The 21761-nt window shown below is 70.3% G+C and carries 20 protein-coding genes; 9 read left to right on the top strand and 11 right to left on the bottom strand.

Annotated elements, in window-relative coordinates; all coding sequences use genetic code 11:
* A partial coding sequence (locus AB0B64_RS41155; RefSeq protein WP_358184837.1) for a PadR family transcriptional regulator occupies positions 1–389 on the bottom strand: 389 nt, incomplete at its 3' end.
* A 169-nt stretch (positions 390–558) separates the two neighbouring features.
* Here AB0B64_RS41155 and AB0B64_RS41150 point away from each other — a divergent pair.
* Together AB0B64_RS41150 and AB0B64_RS41145 are read left to right on the top strand one after the other, a co-directional pair.
* Complete coding sequence (locus tag AB0B64_RS41150; protein WP_357952538.1) at positions 559–2127, top strand: alkaline phosphatase D family protein; 1569 nt, start codon at positions 559–561, stop codon at positions 2125–2127.
* Between the two features lie 18 nt (positions 2128–2145).
* A complete protein-coding gene (locus tag AB0B64_RS41145) occupies positions 2146–3081 on the top strand; it encodes a discoidin domain-containing protein (protein WP_358184834.1) in 936 nt (311 codons plus the stop codon).
* Positions 3082–3091: 10 nt separating this feature from the next.
* Here the strand turns inward: AB0B64_RS41145 and AB0B64_RS41140 are convergent, their stop codons facing one another.
* Genes AB0B64_RS41140 through AB0B64_RS41125 form a run of 4 tightly spaced genes read right to left on the bottom strand, consistent with a single transcriptional unit; the run spans position 3092 to position 8674 of the window.
* Positions 3092–4936: an ATP-binding cassette domain-containing protein gene (locus AB0B64_RS41140; RefSeq protein ID WP_358184831.1), complete on the bottom strand. Its 1845-nt coding sequence runs from the start codon at positions 4934–4936 to the stop codon at positions 3092–3094.
* Positions 4933–6741 carry a thiol reductant ABC exporter subunit CydD gene (gene cydD, locus AB0B64_RS41135; RefSeq protein WP_358184828.1) on the bottom strand — a complete coding sequence of 603 codons (1809 nt, stop codon included), beginning with the start codon at positions 6739–6741 and terminating at the stop codon, positions 4933–4935. Before cydD ends, AB0B64_RS41140 begins: the two co-directional genes overlap by 4 nt.
* Positions 6742–6747: 6 nt before the next feature.
* Entirely contained in the window at positions 6748–7512 is a 765-nt protein-coding gene (locus AB0B64_RS41130; RefSeq protein WP_358184825.1) for a cytochrome d ubiquinol oxidase subunit II, read from the bottom strand.
* A gap of 10 nt (positions 7513–7522) precedes the next feature.
* Positions 7523–8674, bottom strand: a complete 1152-nt coding sequence (locus tag AB0B64_RS41125) for a cytochrome ubiquinol oxidase subunit I (protein ID WP_358184822.1) — start codon at positions 8672–8674, stop codon at positions 7523–7525.
* Between the two features lie 105 nt (positions 8675–8779).
* Between AB0B64_RS41125 and AB0B64_RS41120 the strand changes: the two genes are divergently transcribed.
* On the top strand, positions 8780–9115 hold the full coding sequence (locus tag AB0B64_RS41120; protein WP_357646300.1) for a helix-turn-helix transcriptional regulator: 336 nt from the start codon (positions 8780–8782) through the stop codon (positions 9113–9115).
* Here the strand turns inward: AB0B64_RS41120 and AB0B64_RS41115 are convergent.
* Positions 9086–9778, bottom strand: coding sequence for a permease prefix domain 1-containing protein (locus tag AB0B64_RS41115; RefSeq protein WP_358184820.1), 693 nt, complete (start codon positions 9776–9778; stop codon positions 9086–9088). The genes AB0B64_RS41120 and AB0B64_RS41115 overlap by 30 nt on opposite strands.
* A gap of 93 nt (positions 9779–9871) precedes the next feature.
* Here AB0B64_RS41115 and AB0B64_RS41110 point away from each other — a divergent pair, with 93 nt between their 5' ends.
* From AB0B64_RS41110 to AB0B64_RS41100, 3 genes are read left to right on the top strand one after another with little or no spacing between them, the layout of a single operon-like run.
* The gene (locus AB0B64_RS41110) at positions 9872–10225 is read left to right on the top strand and encodes a VOC family protein (RefSeq protein WP_358184817.1); all 354 of its coding nucleotides are present in this window, start codon (positions 9872–9874) and stop codon (positions 10223–10225) included.
* Positions 10222–10563, top strand: coding sequence for a metalloregulator ArsR/SmtB family transcription factor (locus AB0B64_RS41105; RefSeq protein WP_358184814.1), 342 nt, complete (start codon positions 10222–10224; stop codon positions 10561–10563). Before AB0B64_RS41110 ends, AB0B64_RS41105 begins: the two co-directional genes overlap by 4 nt.
* A complete protein-coding gene (locus AB0B64_RS41100; RefSeq protein ID WP_357952547.1) occupies positions 10556–10990 on the top strand; it encodes an SRPBCC domain-containing protein in 435 nt (144 codons plus the stop codon). Before AB0B64_RS41105 ends, AB0B64_RS41100 begins: the two co-directional genes overlap by 8 nt.
* 58 nt (positions 10991–11048) lie before the next feature.
* Here AB0B64_RS41100 and AB0B64_RS41095 read toward each other — a convergent pair whose 3' ends face one another.
* Entirely contained in the window at positions 11049–12482 is a 1434-nt protein-coding gene (locus AB0B64_RS41095) for a pentapeptide repeat-containing protein (protein ID WP_357952548.1), read from the bottom strand.
* 106 nt (positions 12483–12588) lie between these two features.
* Between AB0B64_RS41095 and AB0B64_RS41090 the strand changes: the two genes are divergently transcribed.
* Positions 12589–14271 carry an ExeM/NucH family extracellular endonuclease gene (locus AB0B64_RS41090; protein WP_357952549.1) on the top strand — a complete coding sequence of 561 codons (1683 nt, stop codon included), beginning with the start codon at positions 12589–12591 and terminating at the stop codon, positions 14269–14271.
* Positions 14272–14569: 298 nt separating this feature from the next.
* Positions 14570–16180 carry a DUF6880 family protein gene (locus AB0B64_RS41085; protein WP_358184811.1) on the top strand — a complete coding sequence of 537 codons (1611 nt, stop codon included), beginning with the start codon at positions 14570–14572 and terminating at the stop codon, positions 16178–16180.
* Between the two features lie 119 nt (positions 16181–16299).
* Here the strand turns inward: AB0B64_RS41085 and AB0B64_RS41080 are convergent, their stop codons facing one another.
* Complete coding sequence (locus AB0B64_RS41080; RefSeq protein ID WP_357952863.1) at positions 16300–17334, bottom strand: iron-containing alcohol dehydrogenase family protein; 1035 nt, start codon at positions 17332–17334, stop codon at positions 16300–16302.
* 352 nt (positions 17335–17686) lie between these two features.
* Between AB0B64_RS41080 and trxA the strand changes: the two genes are divergently transcribed.
* Positions 17687–18061, top strand: a complete 375-nt coding sequence (gene trxA, locus AB0B64_RS41075; RefSeq protein ID WP_357952551.1) for a thioredoxin — start codon at positions 17687–17689, stop codon at positions 18059–18061.
* An 84-nt stretch (positions 18062–18145) separates the two neighbouring features.
* Here the strand turns inward: trxA and AB0B64_RS41070 are convergent, their stop codons facing one another.
* The 3 genes from AB0B64_RS41070 to AB0B64_RS41060 all read right to left on the bottom strand — a co-directional run bounded on the left by AB0B64_RS41070 (position 18146) and on the right by AB0B64_RS41060 (position 21670).
* Complete coding sequence (locus AB0B64_RS41070; RefSeq protein WP_358184808.1) at positions 18146–18922, bottom strand: SAM-dependent methyltransferase; 777 nt, start codon at positions 18920–18922, stop codon at positions 18146–18148.
* A gap of 122 nt (positions 18923–19044) precedes the next feature.
* Positions 19045–20391: a class II 3-deoxy-7-phosphoheptulonate synthase gene (locus tag AB0B64_RS41065; protein WP_357952553.1), complete on the bottom strand. Its 1347-nt coding sequence runs from the start codon at positions 20389–20391 to the stop codon at positions 19045–19047.
* Positions 20392–20470: 79 nt separating this feature from the next.
* Complete coding sequence (locus AB0B64_RS41060) at positions 20471–21670, bottom strand: FAD-dependent oxidoreductase (RefSeq protein ID WP_357952864.1); 1200 nt, start codon at positions 21668–21670, stop codon at positions 20471–20473.
* Between the last annotated feature and the right edge of the window lie 91 nt (positions 21671–21761).

Genomic DNA, 21761 nt, shown 5'->3' with positions numbered 1-21761 from the left:
TTCAGATCGGCCAGCCGTAGCATGGCCGTCTCGATCCAGCGCAGGTCGGCGTCGAGGTGCTGGAGCGCGTAGTCGGCGGCCAGCGCCTGGGCGGGGGAGCCCGCCGAGCGCTCCGCGGTGAGCTCGCGCATCCGCGCCAGGTGCGCGGCCCGCTGCCGCGACAGGTAGCCGTCGGCGGCGCCACCGGCCACGGATGCCACCACCACGCGCGACAGCAGCGCGCTGGACAGGTGCGGCGCGGGCGCCTCCACCCCGTCCAGCCACCGGGTGAGCTCGGCGAGCCCTTCGCCGGTGATGGCGTACACCGTGCGTTCCGGGCCGCCCTCCTGCATCGTCTCCGTGACCTCGGCGAACCCGTCACGCTGCAGGCGCTGCAGCGTCGCGTACACCTGGCCGTAGGCGAGCGGTTTGGCGCCGGGCAGGCGCCGGTCGTGCTCGCGTTTGTACTTCGCGAGAGATTTAACGCAATCGCCTGTGAGTTTTAACCTAAGTCTTGTTAAGAGCTTGGCTGCTTGCTAAAAAGTGAGGGCTTTCGACCCCCCAGCTCTTAGGAAGCCCATGCATCGTCCCTCACGCCGATCCTTCCTCGGGATCGGCGGCTCCGCCCTTGCCCTGGCCTTCACCACCAACCTCGCCGATCCCTGGACGGCCCAGGCCACCGCCAGGGCCGACTACCCCTTCCAGTTAGGTGTCGCCTCCGGGGATCCGCTGCCCGATCGGGTGATCCTCTGGACGCGCCTGGCCGTCAGTCCGTTGGAGCCGCTCGGCGGCATGCCGTACGGCAGGATCCAGGTCGACTGGGAGATCGCGGAGGACGAGGCTTTCACCCGCCGCGCCGGGCGCGGCTCGGCGTGGGCCACGCCCGAGTACGGTCACTCGGTCCACGTGGACGCCACCGGGCTGCGGCCCGGCCGCGAGTACTTCTACCGCTTCCGCACCGGCGGCCAGATCAGCCCGGTCGGCCGGACCAAGACCGCCCCGGCGGCCAGGAGCAGGCCCGACGCCCTGAAGCTGGCCTTCGCCTCGTGCGCCTCGTGGCAGGACGGCTACTACAGCGCCTACCGCCACCTCGCGGAGGAGGAGCCCGATGTGGTCTTCCACCTCGGCGACTACATCTACGAGTACGGCATCGTGCCCACCGGCGGCCTGCGCAACACCCCGGTGCCCGAGCAGTACCGGGTGCAGTGCGACACCCTCGACCGCTTCCGCATCCAGTACGGCCTCTACAAGAGCGACCCCGACCTGCAGGCCGCGCACCACCGCGCGCCGTGGATCGTCACCTGGGACGACCACGAGGTGCTGGACAACTGGGCGGGCAAGTACGGTCCCGGCGGCGAGGTGACCGAGCAGGACTACCTGGTGATCCGCGCCAACGCCTTCCGGGCCTACTGGGAGAACATGCCCATCAGGGTGCCCGCCGTGCAGGGCCCCGACGCCCGGATCTACCGCCGGTTCACCTTCGGCGACCTCGCCGAGTTCAACGTGCTGGACACCCGGCAGTACCGCGACGACCAGGCTTGCGGCGACGGCCAGCAGATCGACTGCGCCGACCGGCTCGACCCGGCCCGGCAGATGCTCGGCGCCGAGCAGGAGAAGTGGCTGCTCGACGGACTGGACAGGTCCCGCGCCAAGTGGAACGTACTGGCCCAGCAGATCGCCATGATCCAGCTCGACTACGACCCCGGCCCCGCCCAGAAGCTCAGCATGGACCTCTGGGACGGCTACAAGGCCGCCAAGGACCGCGTCATCAACGGCATGATCGACCGTGAGGTCAGCAACCCCGTGGTACTGACCGGCGACATCCACTACAACCTGGCCGGCGAGCTCAAGGCGAACTTCGACGACCCCGCCTCGCGCACGGTCGGCGTGGAGTTCGTCGGCACCTCGGTCACCAGCGGCGGCAACGGCAACGCCACCACCGGACTGCCGGCCGGGGGCAGCGACCCGACCAACCCGCACCTCAGGTTCTCCAGCTACCAGCGCGGTTACGTCTCCTGCGAGGTCACCCGGAGCCAGTGGCGGGCCGACTTCAAGGTCGTCCCGTACGTCGACAAGCCAGGCGCGCCCGTCTCCACCAGGGCCAGCCTCGTGACCCTCGACGGCACCCCCGGCCTCCAAGCCCTCTGACCCCGGAAAGGAATGATCATGCGACACCTCACCGCCGCGCTGGCCGTCGCCGCCGTCACGGTCCTGACCGGGCCGGGCGCGAACGCAGCCGCTCCGCAGCAGGACCCCTCACCCGCCGCCCAGCCGCCCGAACAGCAGCCCGCCTCCGTCACCTCGATCAACGTCAGACCGGGCAAGTCCAAGGGCACCGGCAAACTGACCCCCCTCGCGGGCGCCGACAAGCTCATCGCGCCACTCGGCGTGGACCCCGCCTGCCCGGCAAAGATCGAGATCGGGATGCGCAGCGACGCCAAAAAGGCCGCATACTCCGACATGCAAGTGGAGATCGACCAGCCGCTCAGCGCCTCCCGCTCGATCCTGTCCAGCTACCTGCCGCCCGGCTACGAACTCGGCGCGAAACTGCTGGTCGCCGTCCCGCCGACCACCCCAGAAGGCCAGTACGGCCTGCGCCTGCGCACCGGGGACCGCACACTGGCCGTACCCGTAGAGGTGGTGACCCCGGACAAACTCGACAACGGCGGCAACCTCGCGCTGAGGCGCCAGGTCACCGCCTCCTCCCAGCACGTCAACGCCAACTACCCGCCCTGCAGCATCGTCGACGGCGACAACGGCTCCAACGGCTGGGCCGGAGGCAACGGCTGGAACGACGCCACCGCCAGAGCCTGGCCGGACACCGTGGCCATCGCGCTGGGCGGCGCCAAGCAGGTCTCCCGCGTGGACCTGTACACGCTGAGCACCGAACGGTACCCGGCCTCGACCTTCGGGTTGCGCGACTGGGACGTCCAGGTCCAGGTGGGGGGCCAGTGGCAGACGGTCGCCCAGGTACGCGGCAACACCGCCGGCAACGCCCGCTCGGACTTCGCGCCGGTCACGGCGGACGCCGTCCGCATCGTCGCGCTGGCCTCGAACGGCGCCAACGACTACACCCGCATCGTCGAGGTCGAAGTGCGCTGACGCCCGGCGATCATCGTCTGGTCAGGACTTCCGACTCCCAAAGGTCGCGGTAGTAGCCCGGCTTGGTGACGAGATCGTCGTGGTGGCCGCGCTGAACCACGCGCCCGTCCTCCAGCACGACGATCTCGTCCACCTGCTCCAGGCCCCGGAGCCGGTGGGTGACCAGCAAGGTGGTGCGGTCGTGCGTCACGTCGAGCAGGTCGGCCATGAGCGCGTCGGCGGTCTCCTCGTCGAGCGCCTCGGCCGGCTCGTCGAGCAGCAGCACCGGCGGGTCGTACAGCAGCGCCCTGGCCAGGGCCAGCCGCTGCAACTGCCCGCCGGACACGGTCCGGCCGTCCTCTCCCAGCTCGGCCTCCCACCCGGCCCGCTCGACCCACTCCTCCAGACGAGCGTCTCGTACGGCCTGGCGCAGCTCCTCGTCACCGGCTTCGGGACCGGCGAGCCGCAAGTTGGCGCGCAGGGTGGTCTGGAAGATGTAGGGGTCCTGGGTGAGCCCCGTCATCATGGCCCGTACGTCATCCGAGGCCAGCCCCCGGATGTCCACGTCGTTGACCCGGATGGCGCCGGACTCGGGCTCGACCAGGCGCATCAGCGCGGCCAGCAGGGTGCTCTTCCCGGCCCCGCTCGGCCCCACCAGGGCCACCCGCTTGCCAGGGGTCAGGCTCAGCGACACCCCGTCGACGGCCGCCCGCTGCTCCGGCGCGTGCCGTACGACCAGGTCGTCGATCTCGACCGTCAGCGGCGACCGCGGGAGAGGGGATGGCGGTTGAGCGGACAGTGTGGGAGCCGACGGCGGTTGAGCGGATGGTGCCGCAGTCGACGGCGGGGGAGCGGCCATCGAGGGAGTGGACATCGAGGGAGTGGACATCGAGGGAGTGGACATCGGGGGAGTGGATGGTGCGGGAGTGGACGGCGGGGGAGTGGCCGCGGTGTCCGGCTCGGTGACGGCGGGCGGGGTGGCGCTCACCTCGCGCAGGCGTCTGAGCGCGGTCAGGATGCCCGCCAGGCGTTCGCCCGCCGCCGCCAGCGGGAGCACCGGCTCGAAGGAGACCAGCGCGGTCAGGGCGAGCACCGCCATGGCCACCCGGTCGGTCCCCGTGGCCTGGGCGAGCAGGACGATCGCGGCCACTGTCAGGCCCTGCACCAGCGTGCCGGCCCCCAGGGCGGTGGCGTGGACGCGGGCTTGGCGGCGCTCCAGCGCGGCCAGGGCCTCGTCGTCGGCGCGGGCCTGGGCGAGGGCGCGGTCGCCGGCGCCGTACGCGGCCAGGTCGGCGGAGCCGTGGACCAGGTCGGCCACCCGTTCGGCGAGGGCGGCTCTGGCGGGGGCGATCCTGGCCGACCAGCGGCGCGCGGCGGCGGCCGTGGCGGCGGGCAGCAGGACGCCCGCCACGACCAGCCCCGCCAGCAGGACCAGGGCCGCGACGGGGAGCAAGGTGAGGCCGATGACGACGGCGGCCAGGCCCGCGAGCGCGGCGGCCGTGGCGGGGAGCAGGCAGCGCACCAGGAGGTCCTGGACGGCCTCCGTGTCGTCCACCATCCGGCTGAGCAGGTCGGCGCCGCCGTGCCGGGGCCGCTGCGGGGGGATGAGGGCCTGGTAAAGGCGTTCGCGGGTGCCGGCCTGGGCGCGCAGGGCGACGTCGTGGCCGGTGAGCCGCTCGGCGTAGCGGAAGACGCCCTTGCTCGTGGCGAACGCCCTGGTGGCCACGATGGCGATGCTCAACGCGGCCAGCTCCGGCTGCTCGGCGGCCCGCGTGATCAGCCACGCCGCCGCCGCGATCAGGCCCAGCCCGGCCAGCTCGGCCGCCGCGCCGGCCAGCACCGCCCAGGTGAGCCGGAGGCCCATGCGCCGGTTCATCGGTCACCCCTCATGGCCGTGTTCGTATCGAGGTCGGAGCGGGTCGCGCTCGTACCGGGTCCGGAGTGGGCCGCGCCCGTACCGAGGTCCGAGCGAGCGCCGCCCGTACCGAGGCCGGCGCGGTCGGCGATCACCCGGCCCTCGTGGATGCGGACGACCCGGTCGGCGAGGTCGATCATGGCCGGCCGGTGCGCCACGATGATCGCCGTGCGGTCCCGGGCCAGGTCGCCGGTGGCTGTCACGACGGCCGCCTCGCTGCGGCCGTCGAGCCGGGCCGTGGGCTCGTCCAGCAGCAGGACCGAGGTGTCCGGGCGGCAGAAGGCGCGCGCCAGGGCCACGCGCTGCCGCTGGCCGGCGGACAGGTTCGCGCCCCGTTCGCCCACTGCCGTGTCGTAGCCGTCGGGGAGCGCCTGGATGAAGTCGTCGGCGTAGGCGGCCGCGGCGGCCTGCCGTACCTGCTCCAGGGAGGCGGACGGGGCGCCGAGACGGATGTTCCCGGCGACCGAGGTGGCGAACAGGTGCGGGCGCTGCGGGACGAAGGCCAGCCTGTCGCGCCAGGCGTCCAGGTCGAGCTCGCGCAGGTCGGTGCCGTCGACGAGGATCCTGCCTTCGGACGGCTGGACGAAGCCCAGGATGAGGTGCAGAAGGGTGCTCTTGCCGCCGCCGCTCGCGCCGACCAGGGCCACGCGTTCGCCGGGCTCGATGGTGAGCGAGACGTGCTCGAGCGCCGGGTCGTCGCGGCCGGGGTAGCGGACGGTGACGTCCTCCAGCCGGATCGACGGGGGCGCGGCACCCTGCGGCAGTCGCTTCCGAGACGCGGCCGCGGGTTCGGCGTCCGGCCCGGCCGCGGGCTTGCCATCGTGCCCGGCCGCGGGCTCGGCGTCCAGTACGGCGAAGGCCGCGTCCGCCGCCGCCACCCCTTCCATGGAGGCGTGGAAGCGGGTGCCCATGGCCCGCAGCGGCAGGTACGCCTCCGGTGCCAGCAGCAGCACCAGCAGCGCCGTCGTCAGGTCCAGCGACCCGCCCAGCAGTCGCAGCCCGATCGGCACCGCCACCAGGGCCAGCGACAGCGACGCGCACAGCTCCAGCACCAGCGACGACAGGAACGCCACCCGCAACGTACGCATGGTGGTGGCCCGATGCGCCTCGGCCACCTGCTGGATGACCGTCGCCTGGTAGCGGGCCCGGCCGAAGGCGCGCAGCGTGGGCAGGCCGCGTACGACGTCGAGGAAGTGCCCGCCGAGCCGCGACAGCGCGCGGAACTGCTGCTCCGTGACGGCCTTGGTCGTCATCCCCACGAGCGCCCCGAAGAGCGGGATCAGCGGCAGCGTGACCAGGACGATCACCGCGCTCGCCAGGTCGGCGGCGAACAGCCGGACGAGGACCGCCAGCGGCACCACCGCCGCGACGGCGATCGAGGGCAGATAGCCGGTCAGATAGGCGTCGAGCCGGTCGAGGCCGCGTCCCGTGAGCGTGACCAGCTCACCCGAGCGGTGACCGGCGAGCCTGGCCGGACCCAGCTCCTGCAGCCTGGCCAGCAGCCGGTGCCGGAGCGCGGACTTGACGCCCGTCGCCGTACGGCCGGCGAAGATGCCCTGCGTCCACCCCAGCAGCGCGCGGAGGCCCACCACGGCGGCCAGGCCCGCCAGCGCCACGGTCGTGAACCGGCCGGACAGGACCCCTGCCAGCAGCTCCGCCTGTACGAGCACGAGCAGCCCGGCCGCCATCGCCGCCGCGAAGGTGACGGCCAGGTGGCGCCGCACCGACTGCTCGGCCCGCATGAGCCGCAGGAGATCTTTGTGCACGAGCCCTCAAAAGAACGACGGGATCCGGACGGCGTCCTTGCCGGGACGGAAAGTGCGCCACACCCATCCTTGCGCGATGAGGACGATCGGCGCGAACGGCAGCGCCATGACACTCAGCACATTCAGCGTCTCGGCCGGCGCGGTGTGGTCCAGCAGGTACGGCATGCTGCCCAGGAGCACCCCGAGGGCGGGGATCGCGGCCACCGCCCCGGACACGGCCAGCGCGCGCCCCGAGCGGTTGACACCGGCCAGGCCGGGGGAGCGCCAGGCCAGGAACGTCCAGCCGTGGAAGGCCAGCAGCAGCGTCATCACCACGCCCAGCATCAACCCCACCGGGTTCAGCAGGGACGAGCCGAACCCGGTGGCGGCCGCGTACAGAGCCACCCCCCAGCCGAACGTGAGCCCCAGCGAGCCGAGCGCGATCATCAGGTCCCAGAAGCCCCGCCAGGCCGCGCCCCCGATCCGGCGACGGAACCACAGCCCGGCGTCCCGCAGGATCCAGGACAGCAGCATGGCCACCACCAGCGGATACAGCCCGAACAGCACCTCGCCCTCGAGCGCCGGATAGACGCCGAACAGTGTCCCGGCGACCGCCACCAGCCACACCTCGTTCGCCAGCACGAACGGGGCCATGGCCGCCACCATGCGATCCTTGCTGTCAGCCGACGTGCCGAGGATCGGCAGCAGGAGCCCGACCCCCAGGTCGAAGCCCTCCAGCGCGAAGTATCCGGCCAGCAGCAGCGTGAAGCAGGCGAACCAGATCAGTTCCATGTCACGACTCCTAGTAGGTCAGGGCGGGCTCGCGGACGGCGCCGAGGTCGAGCTCGCGCGGCCCGCGCCTGACCACCCTGGCGATGAGGACGTAGTCGACGATCGCCAGCAGCACCAGCACGCCCACGAAGGCGATCAGCGAGCCGGTGATCATCGGCGGGGTGAGGCCGGGCGTCATGGCGTCGGCGACGGTGAGCTTCTGCCAGATCATCCACGGCTGCCGCCCGACCTCCCTGGCCAGCCAGCCCATGATGGCCAGGACGAACGGCAGCGGCGTCATCAGCATGAGCAGTGGATGCGTCCACCGCCAGCGCGGCAGCACGCGGATCAGCGGCAGCATCGCGAACAGCACGACGAGCGCGAGCAACTGCCCGATCTCGATCATGATCCCGAGCGGCACCGCCCCCGTGTCGCCCGCGAACTTGCCCTCCTGGATGCCGGCGAACTGGGCGTAGCCGAAGCCGACGGTCAGGAAGATGCCGATCGCGGCCGTGGTCACGCCCGTGCGCAGCGACTTGGTGAAGAACGCCACCTCGGACGTACGGCGGCGCAGCTGGTAGGCGCTCGCCCCGACCAGCACCATCGCCCCGGTGAACAGCCCGGCCCCGATCACGTGCGGGAAGGAGAAGATCAGCGCCTTGTTGGTGAACATCGCGCCGATGTCGACCAGCTCCATCCGATTGCCCCTGACGACGGCTCCGGCGGGGTTCTGCAGGAAGGAGTTGGCCGCCATGATGAAGAAGGCGCTGCCGTACGCCGTGAGCGTCACGAGCCAGATGCAGGCCAGATGCGCCCATTTCGGCAGCCGTCCCCAGCCGAAGATCCACAGGCCGAGGAACGTCGACTCCAGGAAGAACGCGACCAGTGTCTCCATGGCCAGCGGAGCGCCGAAGACGTCGCCCGCGTAGTGCGTCAGCCCGCTCCACGAGAGCCCGAACTGGAACTCCATCACGAGCCCGGTGACGATGCCCAAGGCGTAGTTGATGACATAGATCTGGCCCCAGAACCTGGTCAGCCGCTCGTGCAGCGGCTTGCCGGCCAGTGCCCAGCGCGTGTGCATGATCGCCACCAGCGGCGCGAGCCCCAGCGTGAGCACGACGAACAGGAAGTGCAGGTTCCCTGTCATCGCGAACTGCAACCGGGCCAGTTCCAGCGCTTCCATGCGCCGGCCCCCTTTCGTTGTGCCTGCCTACCTATAGGCAGTCTACATATAGACGGCCTACATGTAGACTGGCTACTCAACGAAGGGTTATCTAGGATCGGAGTCATGAACCCCGACGCGCTGCGCGGCCACATGGACGCCCTGCTGCTCTCCGTGCTGGAGGGTGAGCCGCTGCACGGCTACGCCATCATCGAGGCCCTGCAGGCGCGCAGCGGGGGCGCGCTCAACGTGCCGACCGGGACCGTCTACCCGGCGCTGCGCAGGCTGGAGCGGATCGGCTACCTGGCCAGCGAGTGGGCCACGGTCGGCGGGCGCAAGCGGCGCACCTACCGCCTGACCGATTCCGGCAGGAAGCAGCTGGAAGGGGAGCGGTCGGCCTGGGCGGAGTTCGCCAGTGTGATCGGCGGAGTGCTACGGCCGGGGATCAGGCAGTCCGGGTGAGGCGCAGACGGCCCGGGTGAGGCGCAGGCAGCGCGTCGCGCCGTAGAGCTGCAGGCCCCAGCAGGCCGACGTCACGAGGTTGGCGAGCACGGTGGGCAGGAAGAAGTCGACGCCCTGCGGCAGATCGGCTCCATAGTTGAGCAGCAGGCTCAGCCCGCCGACCACCGGCAGCATCGCCCAGACGACGATCCCCAGCCCTTTGGTCACCAGATGCGGCCTGAGGCGCCACCGGCCGCCCCGGCTCAGCGCGAACAGCGATAGCCCGCCGAACACGCCCGTGCCCAACTGCAGGATGTCGAGCGCCCGCGAGACGGGCGAGAACCAGGCGGGCCTGTTGGTCCAGGCGGTGGGGTCCATGGGGTAGAAGCGCCAGAGCACCGACCACATCAGCGCGGTCATCGGCACGCTGATGAGCAGCAACGTGCCCAGCATCCGGCCAGCCGCGACGGTCAGCTCTCTCTGGTAACCGGAGACGATCTCGGGGATCGCGCCGAACTGCCGCACCGCCAGCCGCTCGGCCTCGGCTCGGGTCAGGCCCTCGGCCTCCAGCGCGTCGGCGGTGTCGGCCAGGCTGTCACGCGCCTCGACGACCAGGTCGCGCTTGGGCCCCGGCGGCCCGGCCAGAGACCTGCCCAGCTCGGCCACGTAGTCGTCGATCCGCATGCCCCCCATCCTACGAAGGCGGAACCCGGTACGTAATCAGGGATCTCCCCGATAACTTGATGCGTAGGGAAATTCCTACATATAGTGGCCCACATGCCAATCTCCAGCATCACGACTGTGACCGTGCCGGTAACGGACCAGGAGCGGGCGCTCGCCTTCTACGGTGGCGTCCTGGGCTTCGAGACCCGCACCGACAACCCGTTCCCGATGGGCCGCTGGCTCACGGTCGCCCCGAAGGGGGCCGAGACCACGCTGCTGCTCGCCTCCTGGTTCCCGGACATGGCCCCCATCGGCGGCCTGGTGGTCGCCGCCGACGACCTCGACGCGCTGGCCGGGCGCCTGCGCGAGCACGGTACGGCCTGCGAAGGCCCGACGGACGAACCGTGGGGCAGGCAGTTGCTGTTCCAGGACCCCGACGGCAACGGGTTCGTGGTCAGTCACGCATGACCGCCGACCACGTGTTCACCGCGCTGGCCAGCCCGGCCCGGCGGGAGTTGCTGCGGCTGCTGCTCGATGAGGGCACTCAACCGGCCGGGCGGTTGGCCGAACGCTTCGACATGAGCCGTCCCAGCGTCTCGGAGCATCTCAAGGTGCTCCGGGACGCCGGGCTGGTGGCCGAGACGCGCCGGGGGAGAGAACGGCTCTACCGGCTGGAGGCGGCGCCGCTCATGGAGATCCGTGAGTGGCTCACGCCGTACGAACGCTTCTGGAGAGAGAAGCTCTCCGGCCTGAGCGACCTGCTCGACGAGATGGAAGACGATGAAAGGGAAGACAGGGATGTCTGACGACCTGCGCTCGATCCGGCTGGACCAGTTCCTCGGGCACCCGCCCGCGAAGGTGTGGCGGGCGCTGACCGAGCCCGAACTGGTGGCCCGCTGGCTGATGCCCAACGACTTCAGCCCGGAGGTGGGGCACCGGTTCACCTTCACCACCACGCCGGTGAAGCAGACCGGCTTCGAGGGCATCGTCTACTGCGAGGTGCTGGAGTTGGAGCCGGAGAAGCTGCTGAAGATCAGCTGGAGCGATGGCAGGCTCGCCGACTGGACCGTCACCTGGCGGCTGGAGCCCGAGGGCACGGGCACCAGGCTCTTCCTCGACCACGAGGGCTTCGACCCCGACGACGCCATGCAGCAGATGGCCCGCAAGATCATGGGCGGCGGCTGGCGCTCCATGCACTTCACCGCCATCGGCAAGGTCCTCGACGAGCTGTGACGGACGGCTTGTGACGGACGGCGTCTATGGGCGGGCGGCGTCTGAGGCTGAACGGCCGCTATGGGTGGACGGCGGGTGCGGGTGGTTGTTCGGCGCCGCGTGCGGCGTGTGAGGTCGAGGTCCAGAACAAGGCGGCCACGGTGATCGCCATCAGCAGGGCGAGCCAGCCCGCGGCCCGGCCCATCCGCATGCCGTACCCCCATAGAAGCCACGAAAGGGACAGCCACCACCGGCGGCCCGCCTGGCGGCGCATCTCCATCGCCGCGAACGCGAAGTCGGCCGAGGTGCCCACGTCGTCGACCTGGGCGCGCAACCCGGAGTAGAGGGCGGCCAGCCGGTCGGGTCCGGCCGGCGGGTCCTGCGCCGCCGGAGCGCCGTACGCGGCCGGCGGGCGGACCGGGCTCTTGTCCGGAGCGGGGGCGGGGGGAGCCCAGCCGCGCATCGTGTGCTCGTCGGCCAGCGCGCTGCGCCGGGAGAACCAGCGCAGCATCGGCCAGTGCAGGCTCACCCGCACCCCCCGCGGGGTCAGCGCGAAGGTGCAGTTCTTGACCCGGACCGCGGCCGGGCGGGCCAGCCCGGCGAACCGGCAGCCCGACAGGTCGAGGCCGAACAGCGCCAGGTCGGCCGCGTCGACGTGCCGCAGCGAGGTCAGCGCGGACCCGCCGCGCCCGGTCACCATCGCGGGCCCGCGCAGCACCGACCCCTCCAGGTCGGCATCGGAGTCGGCGAGCCGGATCGTCGTCGCGCCGGTGACCTCCATCCGCCGCAGGTTCGCGCGGCCGGCGGCGACGGCCACGTCGAGCGTGCCGTCGGCCCGGGCCCGCGAGGCGGACAGCCGCCCGGTGACCGACAGGTAGGCGTCGGCCGCGAAGTGCGCGGTGTCGAACCAGGCGGGGCCGCTGACCTTGCGGAAGGACAGCGTACGGCCGAACCTGGCGCCGCGGAAGCTCGCGCCGTCGCCCAGCGCGGCCCCGTCGAAGGTGGCGTAGCCGTCGAACCTGGCCCGCTCGCACGACAGCCCGTGGCCGAACACGGCCTGGCTGAACAGCGCGTCACGCGACATCACCGCCCGGTCCAGCGACACGTGGCCGCGCACTCGGACGCCGTGGAAGGACAACTCGCGGGCGAACCCGGCCCCGGCCAGCGAGACGTTGCCCTCGAACCGGGCGCCGAAGAAGGAGGCCAGCCGCTCGAACCTGGCGCCGTCGAGCGACACGTCGCCGGCGAAGGTCACGCCGGACAGCCGTACGTCGCCGGTGAACGTGACCCGGTCCAGCCGGGCCCGCCCTGGTCGGCCGCCCGTCACCTCGATGATCCTGCTGAGCAGCGCGCCGTTGATCGGCGTGCCGCGCAGGTCGAGCAGGCGGCCGGGGGCCATCTCGTCGAGGATCTCGGCTACTTCGTCCGGTTGCAGATGTGCCAGGCAACGGTCGTACGGCTGGTGGGCGATTCCCGAGCAGGCTGCCGAATAGGCGCAGGTGACCCAGTCCATGCAGTGCTCATACCCGCAAGGGAGCAGTGTCAAGGTTCGATGATTTAATGTTCTAGCCACTTTTTGGTGGAAATCTGTGACCGCAATTCCCTCTAAAGTGCTGGTCATGCGTGTTTTATCCAGAACTTTTCTCGTCGCGTTCGTCGTAGCGGCCGCCCTCCCCGGCACCCCGGCGCTCGCCGCACCGGCCACCGCGTGCGACACGCCGCCGAGCCGGCGCATCTCGGAGGTGCAGGGGAGCGGTGACGCCAGCCCCCTGGCCGGGCAGACCGTCACCGTCGAAGGCATCGTCACCGGCGACTTCCAGCGCGGCGACCAGCTGAGCGGTTTCTTCCTGCAGGACCCGAAGCCGGACGCCGACCCGAAGACCTCCGAAGGGCTGTTCGCCTACGCCCGCGACACCTTCAAGGACGTCGCGGCGGGCGACCGGGTGCTCGTGACGGGCAAGGTGACGGAGTACAACGGCTGGACGGAGCTGTCACCGGTCACCACGGTGGACGTCTGCGGCACCGGCTCGGTGGCGGCTCAGCCGTACAAGCTGCCGGACGACGGGCGGGAGTCCGTCGAGAACATGCTGCTCACCTTCCCGCAGCCGCTGACCGTCAGCGAGCACTACAACCTGGGCCGTTACGGCGAGGTCACCGTTTCCTCCGGCGGCCGGCTGTTCCAGCCGACGGACCGGCCCGGCGTGGACGCGGCGCTGAACAAGCGGCGCTCGCTGCTCATCGACGACGGCTCCAGCAGGGAGAACCCGGCCACCCTGCCGCCCATCGTGCGTACCGGCGACCTGGCCGCGGGCATCACCGGCGTACTCGGCTACGGCTTCGGCACCTACCGCCTGCAACCCACCAAGCCGATCAACTACCACAACACCAACCCCCGGACGCCGCGGCCCTTCCCGGTCATCGGCAACGTCAAGGTGGCCTCGTTCAACACGCTGAACTGGTTCACCACCCTCGGCTCGCGCGGCGCCTCCAACGCCGTGGAGCAGCAGCGGCAGCTCGCCAAGCTGGTGGCGGCGCTGAAGGGGCTCAACGCCGACGCCGTGGGCCTCATGGAGGTCGAGAACAACGGTCAGACGGCGCTCCAGGCCCTCGTGGACGCCGTCAACGCCGAGGTCGGCGCGGGTACGTACGCGGCGCTCCAGCACCCGTACCCCGGCACGGACGCCATCCAGGTCGCGGTGATCTACAAGCCGGCCAAGCTCACGCCCGTCGGCGCTCCCCAGGCGTCGCAGGACGCGGTGTTCAGCCGGCCGCCGCTGATCCAGACGTTCCGCAGGACGGCGGGCGGCCAGCCGTTCACGATGGTCGTCAACCACCTCAAGTCCAAGGGCAGTTGCCCGGCCGACGGCCCCGACGCCGACCAGGGCGACGGGCAGAGCTGCTGGAACGCCACCCGCGTCAAGCAGGCGCAGGCGCTGCTCGGCCTGGTGAAGGACCTGCCGAACCCGGTGGTGCTCGGCGACCTCAACGCCTACGGCGAGGAGGACCCGATCCACACGCTGGAGGCGGGCGGGCTGACCAGCCTGACCAAGAGGTTCGTGCCGGCGCGGCAGCGCTACAGCTACCTGTTCGACGGCCTGGCCGGGGAGCTCGACCACGCGCTGGTCGGCCGGCAGCTGCTCAAGCGGGTCACCAGCGCGACGATCTGGCACATCAACTCGGACGAACCGCGCATTCTCGACTACAACACCGAGTACAACCCGGCGTCCCTGTACAAGCCGGACGCCTTCCGGTCCACCGACCACGACCCGCTCGTCATCGGCCTCACCCTGCCGGGCCACTGATCCTTTCGTCACGGGCGGCCTGTATTCCGTACGGGCCGCCCGCTTGCGTTGCGTATGGGCGGCCGGTGTTGCGTACGGGACGCCCGCCTGTGTTGCGTACGGCAGCCTGGGGGTTCCCTACGGACGCCCGCCTATGTTGTGTATGGGCGGCACGTGTTGCGTGCGGTCGCCCATGTTGCGTAGGGGACCCCTGTTCTGTATAGGGGCCTGTGTCCCTTACGGGCCGCCTGTGGCGTGGACATCGAGTGCTCACCTACCCGGGGCGACCACAGTTGATCATTGCGGGATAATCGAAATCATGGCGCTCATCCAGGTTGACGAGGAAGCCGTACGGAGCCAGGTCAGCGAGCCGGTGTTCGCCGAGGCTCTGGCGCTGGTCGCCGGCGGCATGGTCGCGGGGTTGACCGAGAAGGGTCCGTCGGTCGCCGCGCTGGTGAGCGGGCGTTCGGTGACGGTCACCTTCACCGCGCGCGGGATGCGCGCGGTCTGCGAGTGTCTGGATCCCGAGTTGTGCGCCCATGCGGCCGCCGCGGCGGTGACCTGGGTCCGGATGGGCGATGTGCGGCCCGCGCCCGATCTGTACGCGCTGCTGCGTACCCAGGACTCCGACTGGCTGGCCCGCCGCCTCGCCACTCTGGCCGCGACGGACCCCGCGCTCGCCGACCGGCTGCGGACCGAGCTCGCGGAGACCATCATCGGCGAGGAGTCGACCGACCTCCTCGCCGACCTGGAATCGATCATGGCGGACCTGCTGGCCGAGGCCGCGGACGTGTGCGACTCCTGGTACGAGGGTGAGTGGTATCCCGATCTCGAGGACCTGGAGGAGATCCTCGACGAGATCGACGACCTGATCGAGCCGTCACCCGACACCGCTCGCGAGCTGACCGTCCGCGCGATCGACCTCATCGAGGAGGTGCTGGACACCGGGGAGGTCTATGGCGGCCAGCTCGTCGACGATCTCGAACGCGTCCAGGGCATGCATCGGGACGCTTGCCTGGCCGGCTCGCCCGACCCGGTGCGGCTGGCGGAGTGGCTGATGGGCAAGGTGCGGACCAGCAACTGGTGCACCTTCGAGAGCTCGCTGCCCGGCTATGCTCCCGTGCTGGGCGACCAGGGCCTGCGCCACTGTCACGAGCTGCTGGACGGGACCCTCGCACGCGGGATCCGCGACTACAAGCTGAGCACGCTGCGCGAGTCGCTCGCCCGCGCCGAGGGCGGCACCGACGCCGTGATCGCCCTGCTCGCCCAGCGGGCCGCCGGCAGCGGTGACATCGAGAAGATCGCCCGTCTCCTGATCGGCGAGGAGCGCCACGACGAAGCCCTGGCCTGGATCGATCAGGGGATCGGCCGCTACGGCCGCGATCAGCACCTCCTCACCCTCGCCCTTGACTGCCATCAGCGCGCCGGACGGACCGAGCAGGCGCTCGAGACCCGCTGGCAGCTCTTCACCCTCTCACCGTCCACGCACACCTATCAGAGCCTGATCCGCCAGGCCGCCCCGGACACGGCCCCGTGGCAGGCCAAGGCCATCACACACCTCCGCTCATCGCCCGCCATGGCCCCCACACTGGCCGAGGTGCTGCTGATCAACGGGGACGTGGCGGGCGCCTGGGAGGTCCTCCAGACGTACGGACTGGACTCTGACCTGCGCATGCGCGTGGTCAACGCCCGCGCCCAGACCCATCCGCAGGACGCCATCCCGGTCTACCGGGAACTGGCCGAATCCTGCGTCAGCCGGGCGAGCAGACCCGGTTACCAGGAGGCGATCCAGTATCTCTTCACGCTACGGACCCTGTTCGAGCGCACCGGAGATCAGACCGAGTTCGCCTCCTACGTCGCCCGCCTCCGCGCCGCCCACCCAGGCAAGAAGGCTTTCCACACCCAACTGGACGGTGCGGGCCTCCTCTGACGCCATCACGCGCACGCCGACTCAGACGCCATCACGCCCCTCCCCCTTGTACGTGGGCTAGTCCGCGACGTGCGCGGGTTAGTCCGCGACGTGCGCGGGTTAGCCCCGACGTACGTGGATCAGTCCGCGACTGTCTTGACGTAGGCCCCCACGTGGTCGGCGAGCTGAGCCTCGGATAGGTCGAGATGCTCGAGGATGGTGTACCGGCCCGGACGGGTTCGCGGCGCGTACGCCACGGCCTTGGCGAAGTCGGCGTCTGACAAGCCGAGATCGCCGGGGGTGCGCGGGAGGCCGTGCCGTCCCAGGCATGCGGAGATCAGCTCGACCTTGGCTTCGTCCTGACGCAGGTAGCTGCAGAACAGCGCACCGACTCCGGCGAGTTCTCCGTGGCTGGCCGTGCCGGGGTAGAGCTGATTGATGGCATGCATGATCTCGTGGTCCCCGCCGCTGGCCGGTCGGCTCGATCCGGCGACCGCCATCGCCATCCCGGACAGGATCAGCGACTCGGCCAGTACGGTGAGGAACTCGTCGTCTCGAGCCAGACCTGGCTGGTGCAGGACCACCAGCGCCGCTGATCTGGCCATCGCCACCGCCAGCCCGTCGATGTGCTCGCCGGCCTCGGCAGCGGCCAGTTCCCAGTCAGCCACCGCGGACAGGTCGCTGATCGCATCGCCGATCCCGGCCGTGGAGAGTGCAGCCGGGGCCGACCGGACGCGGTCGAGATCCACCAGGACGGCCGCCGGCATCACGACGCCGTAGGAGCCCGTGCCCGACTCGTGTCGCAGCGTGCTGACCGGCGAGGCGATGCCGTCGTGGCCCAGGCTCGTGGTCACCGCCACCATCGGGATGCCCGCCATGTGCGCGGCGAACTTGGCCACGTCGATGGTCTTGCCGCCGCCGATGCCCGCGATCGCCTCGAACTGGCCGGCCCGCAGTTGCTGTCCGAGCTCAACAGCGGCGGCAAGGGTTCCGTTGGGAATACGGAGCACCTCGGCCCCATCGATCCGCAATTCCTCGCAGATGCCGTCACCCTGACTGGGACCGACGGCGACGGCCACCCTGCCCTGCCGGGCGATCTGCAGGTCGGTCAGCAGCGTGCCGAGGCTGGCGACCGCACCGGCCCGGACGTCGACGAACAGGGGCGCGGAGAGCATGCGAGCCAACAGCGGCATAGGTGTCCTTGTCCTCGGATGAATGTCGACGTCTGCGACCGGGCTGAGCTGATCGAATGCGTGAGATTAGCAGCATCTAGCGATCTTCGTGTCCGGGACGTCAACAGTCGTCATCCGCACTGCAGCGCGAGGTCGCCTTTATGGCTGATCGAGGCATTCGCCGTGTTCAGTCCGCTAGTGCGTGGTCCGGGCAGGTCGCTGTCCAGGAAATCCCCGCGCCCGTTATGTGAGGCCCGACGGCGTGGGCATGGAATGCTGGTGGCGGGTACGTGGTTGACAGCTTTGCACCCTGGGATGACATACAGACTTCACGCGACGATACGAGGAGCCACTTGTGGCGACTATCGAGGTAACCGAGACGAACTTCAACGACATCGCCGACAAGGGGATCGTCCTGCTCGACTTCTGGGCCGAGTGGTGTGGCCCGTGCAAGATGTTCGGGCCGATCTTCGAGAAGGCGTCCGACAAGCATGAGGACATCACCTTCGGCAAGATCGACACCGATGCGGAGCAGGCCCTCGCTCAGGGCTTCGACATCAGCTCGATCCCGACGCTCATGGCGATCCGCGACGGGATCGTGGTCTACGCGCAGCCCGGCGCGATCCCGGCGCCCGCGCTCGAAGACCTGATCAGCCAGGTGCGCGCGCTCGACATGGACGCGATCAGGACCGAGCTCAACGAGGAGATGAAGAACGCCGAGCAGAACTGACCGTCGCACCACGAAGCCCCGCCGTACCAGCGGGGCTTTTCTCGTTCTACGGGGCCGCCAAGGATCTACGGGGCCGCCAACGAGCTACGGTTTGCGGCCGACTCCCGCGTAGCCGACGTCGGTGACGGCCTTCGTGCCCAGCAGGGGTTCGCCGGGGTCGGGGCGCCAGTCCTGTGGGTAGACCAGGCCGGGCTCGGCCAGCTCGTACCCCTCGAAGAAGGCGGCGATCTCCTCGGCCGTCCGGAGGTTGAGCGCGGCCGTCGCCTGCTTGTAGATCTCCAGCGCCTGCGGGGTGGAGTCGGGCGAGGCGTCCACGGCGTGGCTGATGACCAGCCGGCTGCCCGCGGGACCCGCGTCGCGCAGCCTGCCGACGATGCCGTACGCGGCCTCGTCGGGCAGGAAGTGCAGCACGGCCAGCATCAGGAACGCCACCGGGCGGCCGAAGTCGATCGTCTCGGCCAGGGTCTCCAGCAACTGGTCGATGTCCCTGATGTCGGCCTCTACGAACTCCACGTTCGCGCCCCTGGACAGCAGGGCCCGCCCGTGCGCGCACACCACGGGGTCGTAGTCGACGTAGACGACGCGCGCCTCGGGCGCGATCTCGTGCGTGTTGCCCTGAGTGGGCAGTCCGGCGCCGAGGTCCACGATCTGGTCGACGCCGGAGTCGACCAGATGGCGTACGGCCCGGCGGAGGAAGTCGCGGTTGGCCCTCGCGGAGTCCCGCGTGCCGGGGAACAGCTTCAAGATCTGCTCGGCCGCTTCCCGGTCGGAGGCGAAGTTGTCCTTGCCGTCCAGGAAGTAGTCGTACATCCGGGCGATGTTGGGCACGCTCGGGTCCACGCCATCGGGGGCGCTGTCCACGATTTCTCCCAATAGTTGAGGAATTCTCACCTTTGTCAGGCCGATCATAGAAGATCGCGGACGGGCGTGACCGAAGAATCCTCTGGCAGCCCCGGCCCGACCCGGGGCTGCCGCCTACGTACTCAGCTGGAGCGGTAGAGCTCCGCCACCCGGAAGGCGAGGTCGAGCGACTGGCCGCGGTTGAGACGCGGGTCGCAGGCCGTCTCGTAGCGGCGCGAGAGGTCGTCCTCGACGATCTCGTGGCCGCCGCCCACGCACTCCGTCACGTCGTCGCCCGTGAACTCGATGTGGATGCCGCCGGGATGCGTGCCGAGCGAGCGGTGCACCTCGAAGAAGCCCGTCACCTCGTCGAGCACATCGTCGAGCCGGCGCGTCTTGTGGCCGCTCGGCGCCTCCCACGTGTTGCCGTGCATCGGGTCGCAGATCCACGCGACCTGCGCGCCCGCCGCGGTGACCTCCTTGACCAGCGCGGGCAGGTGCTCGCGGATCTTGGAGGCGCCCATCCGGGTGATGAACGTGAGCCGCCCCGGCTCGTTCTCGGGATTGAGCTTCTCGACCAGCGCCAGGGCCTCGGAGGGCGTGGTGGTCGGGCCGAGCTTGACGCCGATGGGGTTACGGATGCGGGAGAAGAAGTCGACGTGCGCGCCGTCGAGCTGGCGGGTGCGCTCGCCGATCCAGACCATGTGCGCCGACACGTCGTACGGGCGGCCGGTCCGCGAGTCGATGCGCGTGAGCGCCCGGTCGTAGTCGAGGATCAGCGCCTCGTGCGAGGAGTAGAACTCGACGGTGTGGAACTCCTCCGGGTCGGCCCCGCAGGCGCGCATGAACGCGAGCGCCTGGTCGATCTCCCTGGCCAGCTGCTCGTAGCGGCGACCGGCGGGGGACTCGCCCACGAAGTCCTGGTTCCAGGCGTGCACCTGGCGCAGGTCGGCGTAACCGCCCTTGGTGAAGGCGCGGGCCAGGTTGAGCGTCACGGCCGAGGAGTGGTAGGCCTTCAGCAGCCGCCACGGGTCCGGCGTGCGGGACTCAGGGGTGAAGGCGAAGCCGTTGACCATGTCGCCCCGGTAGGCGGGCAGCTCCAGGCCGTCACGCGTCTCGGTGCCCTTGGAACGCGGCTTGGCGAACTGCCCGGCCACGCGGCCGATCTTGACCACCGGCACCTTGGCGGCGTAGGTCAGCACGATGGCCATCTGCAGCAGCGTCTTGAGCTTGTTGCGCACGTTGTCGGCCGTCGCCCCGGCGAACGTCTCGGCGCAGTCGCCGCCTTGCAATACGAACGCCTCGCCTCGGGCGACGGCGGCCAGTTGCTCCTTGAGCTGGTCGCACTCGCCGGCGAAGACGAGTGGGGGCAGGCCGCCGAGCTCGGCGACGACCTTCTCGAGCTCGCTGCGGTCAGGCCAGTCAGGCTGCTGGGCCGCCGGCAGGGCTCGCCAGGAATCGAGTTCCTCGGGATTGCTCAGTGCGCTCACGACATACGAGGGTATGCTACCGGCTCGGCGTCACCGACCCCGATGTCCACGTTGTGAGAAAGCGGCCCCGCGGGACGGGTCAGAGTTCGGGTGTCCGTACGTGCTCAGGGCGCACCCCCAGCCCGAGGAAACGCCGAAACACCCCGCCGACCAGGGGATTCTGCGGCAGCTTCGCCGGAATGCGCGGCGGCCCCACCCGGCTGTCGATCGTCGGGCCGATCAGCCGGTCCTGACCCACGCGCTGCGCGGCCTGGGTGATCCTGGTGGGCAGCATGCGGCGGCGCTCCAGCTGCCGCAACATGGCCTCCGGGATGGGCCGGCCCGCCCGCAGCGGCTCGGCCAGCAGGTTGGCCGTGGCGACCGCGTCCTGCACCGCCAGGTTGATGCCGACGCCGAACATCGGCGACATCGCGTGCGCCGCGTCTCCGATGGCCAGAAATCCGGGCCGGTACCACCGGCGGAGCCGGTTGATCGCCACCGTGAGCATGTTGACGTCGTCGAAGCTCGCGATCTGCCCGACGCGCCCCTCCAGGTACGGCAGCAGCCGCGCCACCGTCTCACGGAACGCGTCGATGCCCCGGTCGGTCAGCTGGTCGTAGCCGCCCTTGGGGATGAGGTAGGCCAGCTGCCAGTACGTCTCCCTGTTGATGCCCACCATCGCGTTGCCGGTGGAGATCCGCAGGAACGTCTGCTCAGGGTCGCTGCCGAGGCGCGGCAGCCGGAACCACAGGACGTCCATCGGCGCGCCGAACTCCCGCGGCACCAGCCCGGCGGCCGCGCGCAGCGTTGAACCGCGGCCGTCCGCGGCCACGGTCAGCTCCGCCCTGATCTCGTGCTCGCCCGACTTGTCGCGGTAGCGCAGTCCGCGGGCCGCGCCGTCCTCGCGGATCAGGCCGTACGCCTCGGAGTTCATGAGCAGCCGGAACGTCGGGTACTTCTCGGCGGCCGACGTAACGAGCTTCAGGAAGTCCCATTGCGGGACGAACGCGATGTAGTTGTACTTCCCCGGCAGCCGACGAAGGTCGGCCATCTGGATCGGCCCGTCGTCGGTCAGCAGGGTGAACCCATACGTCTTGCGGTGGGGGATCTTCAGGAACTCCGCGGCCAGCCCGAGCTCGTCCAGCACCTGAAGCGTGGACGGGTGGATCGTGTCGCCGCGGAAGTCGCGGAGGAAATCGGCGTGCTTCTCCAGCAGGGTCACCTCGACACCCGCTCTGGCCAGCAGCAGGGCGAGCATCGCGCCCGCCGGGCCGCCGCCGGCTATCACACAGGAATTCATCACGTATTGAGTTTAACTCCGTCTATGGAGAAATGCACTTGCCCGGTGCCATCCGGCACGCCCGAAACGCCGAAGTACTACCGAAGTAATG

The sequence above is a fragment of the Nonomuraea sp. NPDC049129 genome, assembly GCF_040648495.1.
In the GTDB taxonomy this organism is placed as follows: Bacteria; Actinomycetota; Actinomycetes; order Streptosporangiales; family Streptosporangiaceae; genus Nonomuraea.
Note: the sequence above shows the minus strand (reverse complement) of the source record. Positions and strands in the feature narration are given on the sequence as shown.

What these genes read in the sequence shown, in the direction of transcription:
- AB0B64_RS41150 (WP_357952538.1), top strand. Translation starts at nt 559, where the DNA reads ATGCATCGTCCCTCACGCCGATCCTTCCTCGGGATCGGCGGCTCCGCC.
- AB0B64_RS41145 (WP_358184834.1), top strand. Translation starts at nt 2,146, where the DNA reads ATGCGACACCTCACCGCCGCGCTGGCCGTCGCCGCCGTCACGGTCCTG.
- AB0B64_RS41140 (WP_358184831.1), bottom strand. Translation starts at nt 4,936, where the DNA reads ATGAACCGGCGCATGGGCCTCCGGCTCACCTGGGCGGTGCTGGCCGGC.
- AB0B64_RS41130 (WP_358184825.1), bottom strand. Translation starts at nt 7,512, where the DNA reads ATGGAACTGATCTGGTTCGCCTGCTTCACGCTGCTGCTGGCCGGATAC.
- AB0B64_RS41125 (WP_358184822.1), bottom strand. Translation starts at nt 8,674, where the DNA reads ATGGAAGCGCTGGAACTGGCCCGGTTGCAGTTCGCGATGACAGGGAAC.
- AB0B64_RS41120 (WP_357646300.1), top strand. Translation starts at nt 8,780, where the DNA reads ATGAACCCCGACGCGCTGCGCGGCCACATGGACGCCCTGCTGCTCTCC.
- AB0B64_RS41115 (WP_358184820.1), bottom strand. Translation starts at nt 9,778, where the DNA reads ATGCGGATCGACGACTACGTGGCCGAGCTGGGCAGGTCTCTGGCCGGG.
- AB0B64_RS41110 (WP_358184817.1), top strand. Translation starts at nt 9,872, where the DNA reads ATGCCAATCTCCAGCATCACGACTGTGACCGTGCCGGTAACGGACCAG.
- AB0B64_RS41105 (WP_358184814.1), top strand. Translation starts at nt 10,222, where the DNA reads ATGACCGCCGACCACGTGTTCACCGCGCTGGCCAGCCCGGCCCGGCGG.
- AB0B64_RS41100 (WP_357952547.1), top strand. Translation starts at nt 10,556, where the DNA reads ATGTCTGACGACCTGCGCTCGATCCGGCTGGACCAGTTCCTCGGGCAC.
- AB0B64_RS41095 (WP_357952548.1), bottom strand. Translation starts at nt 12,482, where the DNA reads ATGGACTGGGTCACCTGCGCCTATTCGGCAGCCTGCTCGGGAATCGCC.
- AB0B64_RS41090 (WP_357952549.1), top strand. Translation starts at nt 12,589, where the DNA reads ATGCGTGTTTTATCCAGAACTTTTCTCGTCGCGTTCGTCGTAGCGGCC.
- AB0B64_RS41085 (WP_358184811.1), top strand. Translation starts at nt 14,570, where the DNA reads ATGGCGCTCATCCAGGTTGACGAGGAAGCCGTACGGAGCCAGGTCAGC.
- AB0B64_RS41080 (WP_357952863.1), bottom strand. Translation starts at nt 17,334, where the DNA reads ATGCTCTCCGCGCCCCTGTTCGTCGACGTCCGGGCCGGTGCGGTCGCC.
- AB0B64_RS41060 (WP_357952864.1), bottom strand. Translation starts at nt 21,670, where the DNA reads ATGAATTCCTGTGTGATAGCCGGCGGCGGCCCGGCGGGCGCGATGCTC.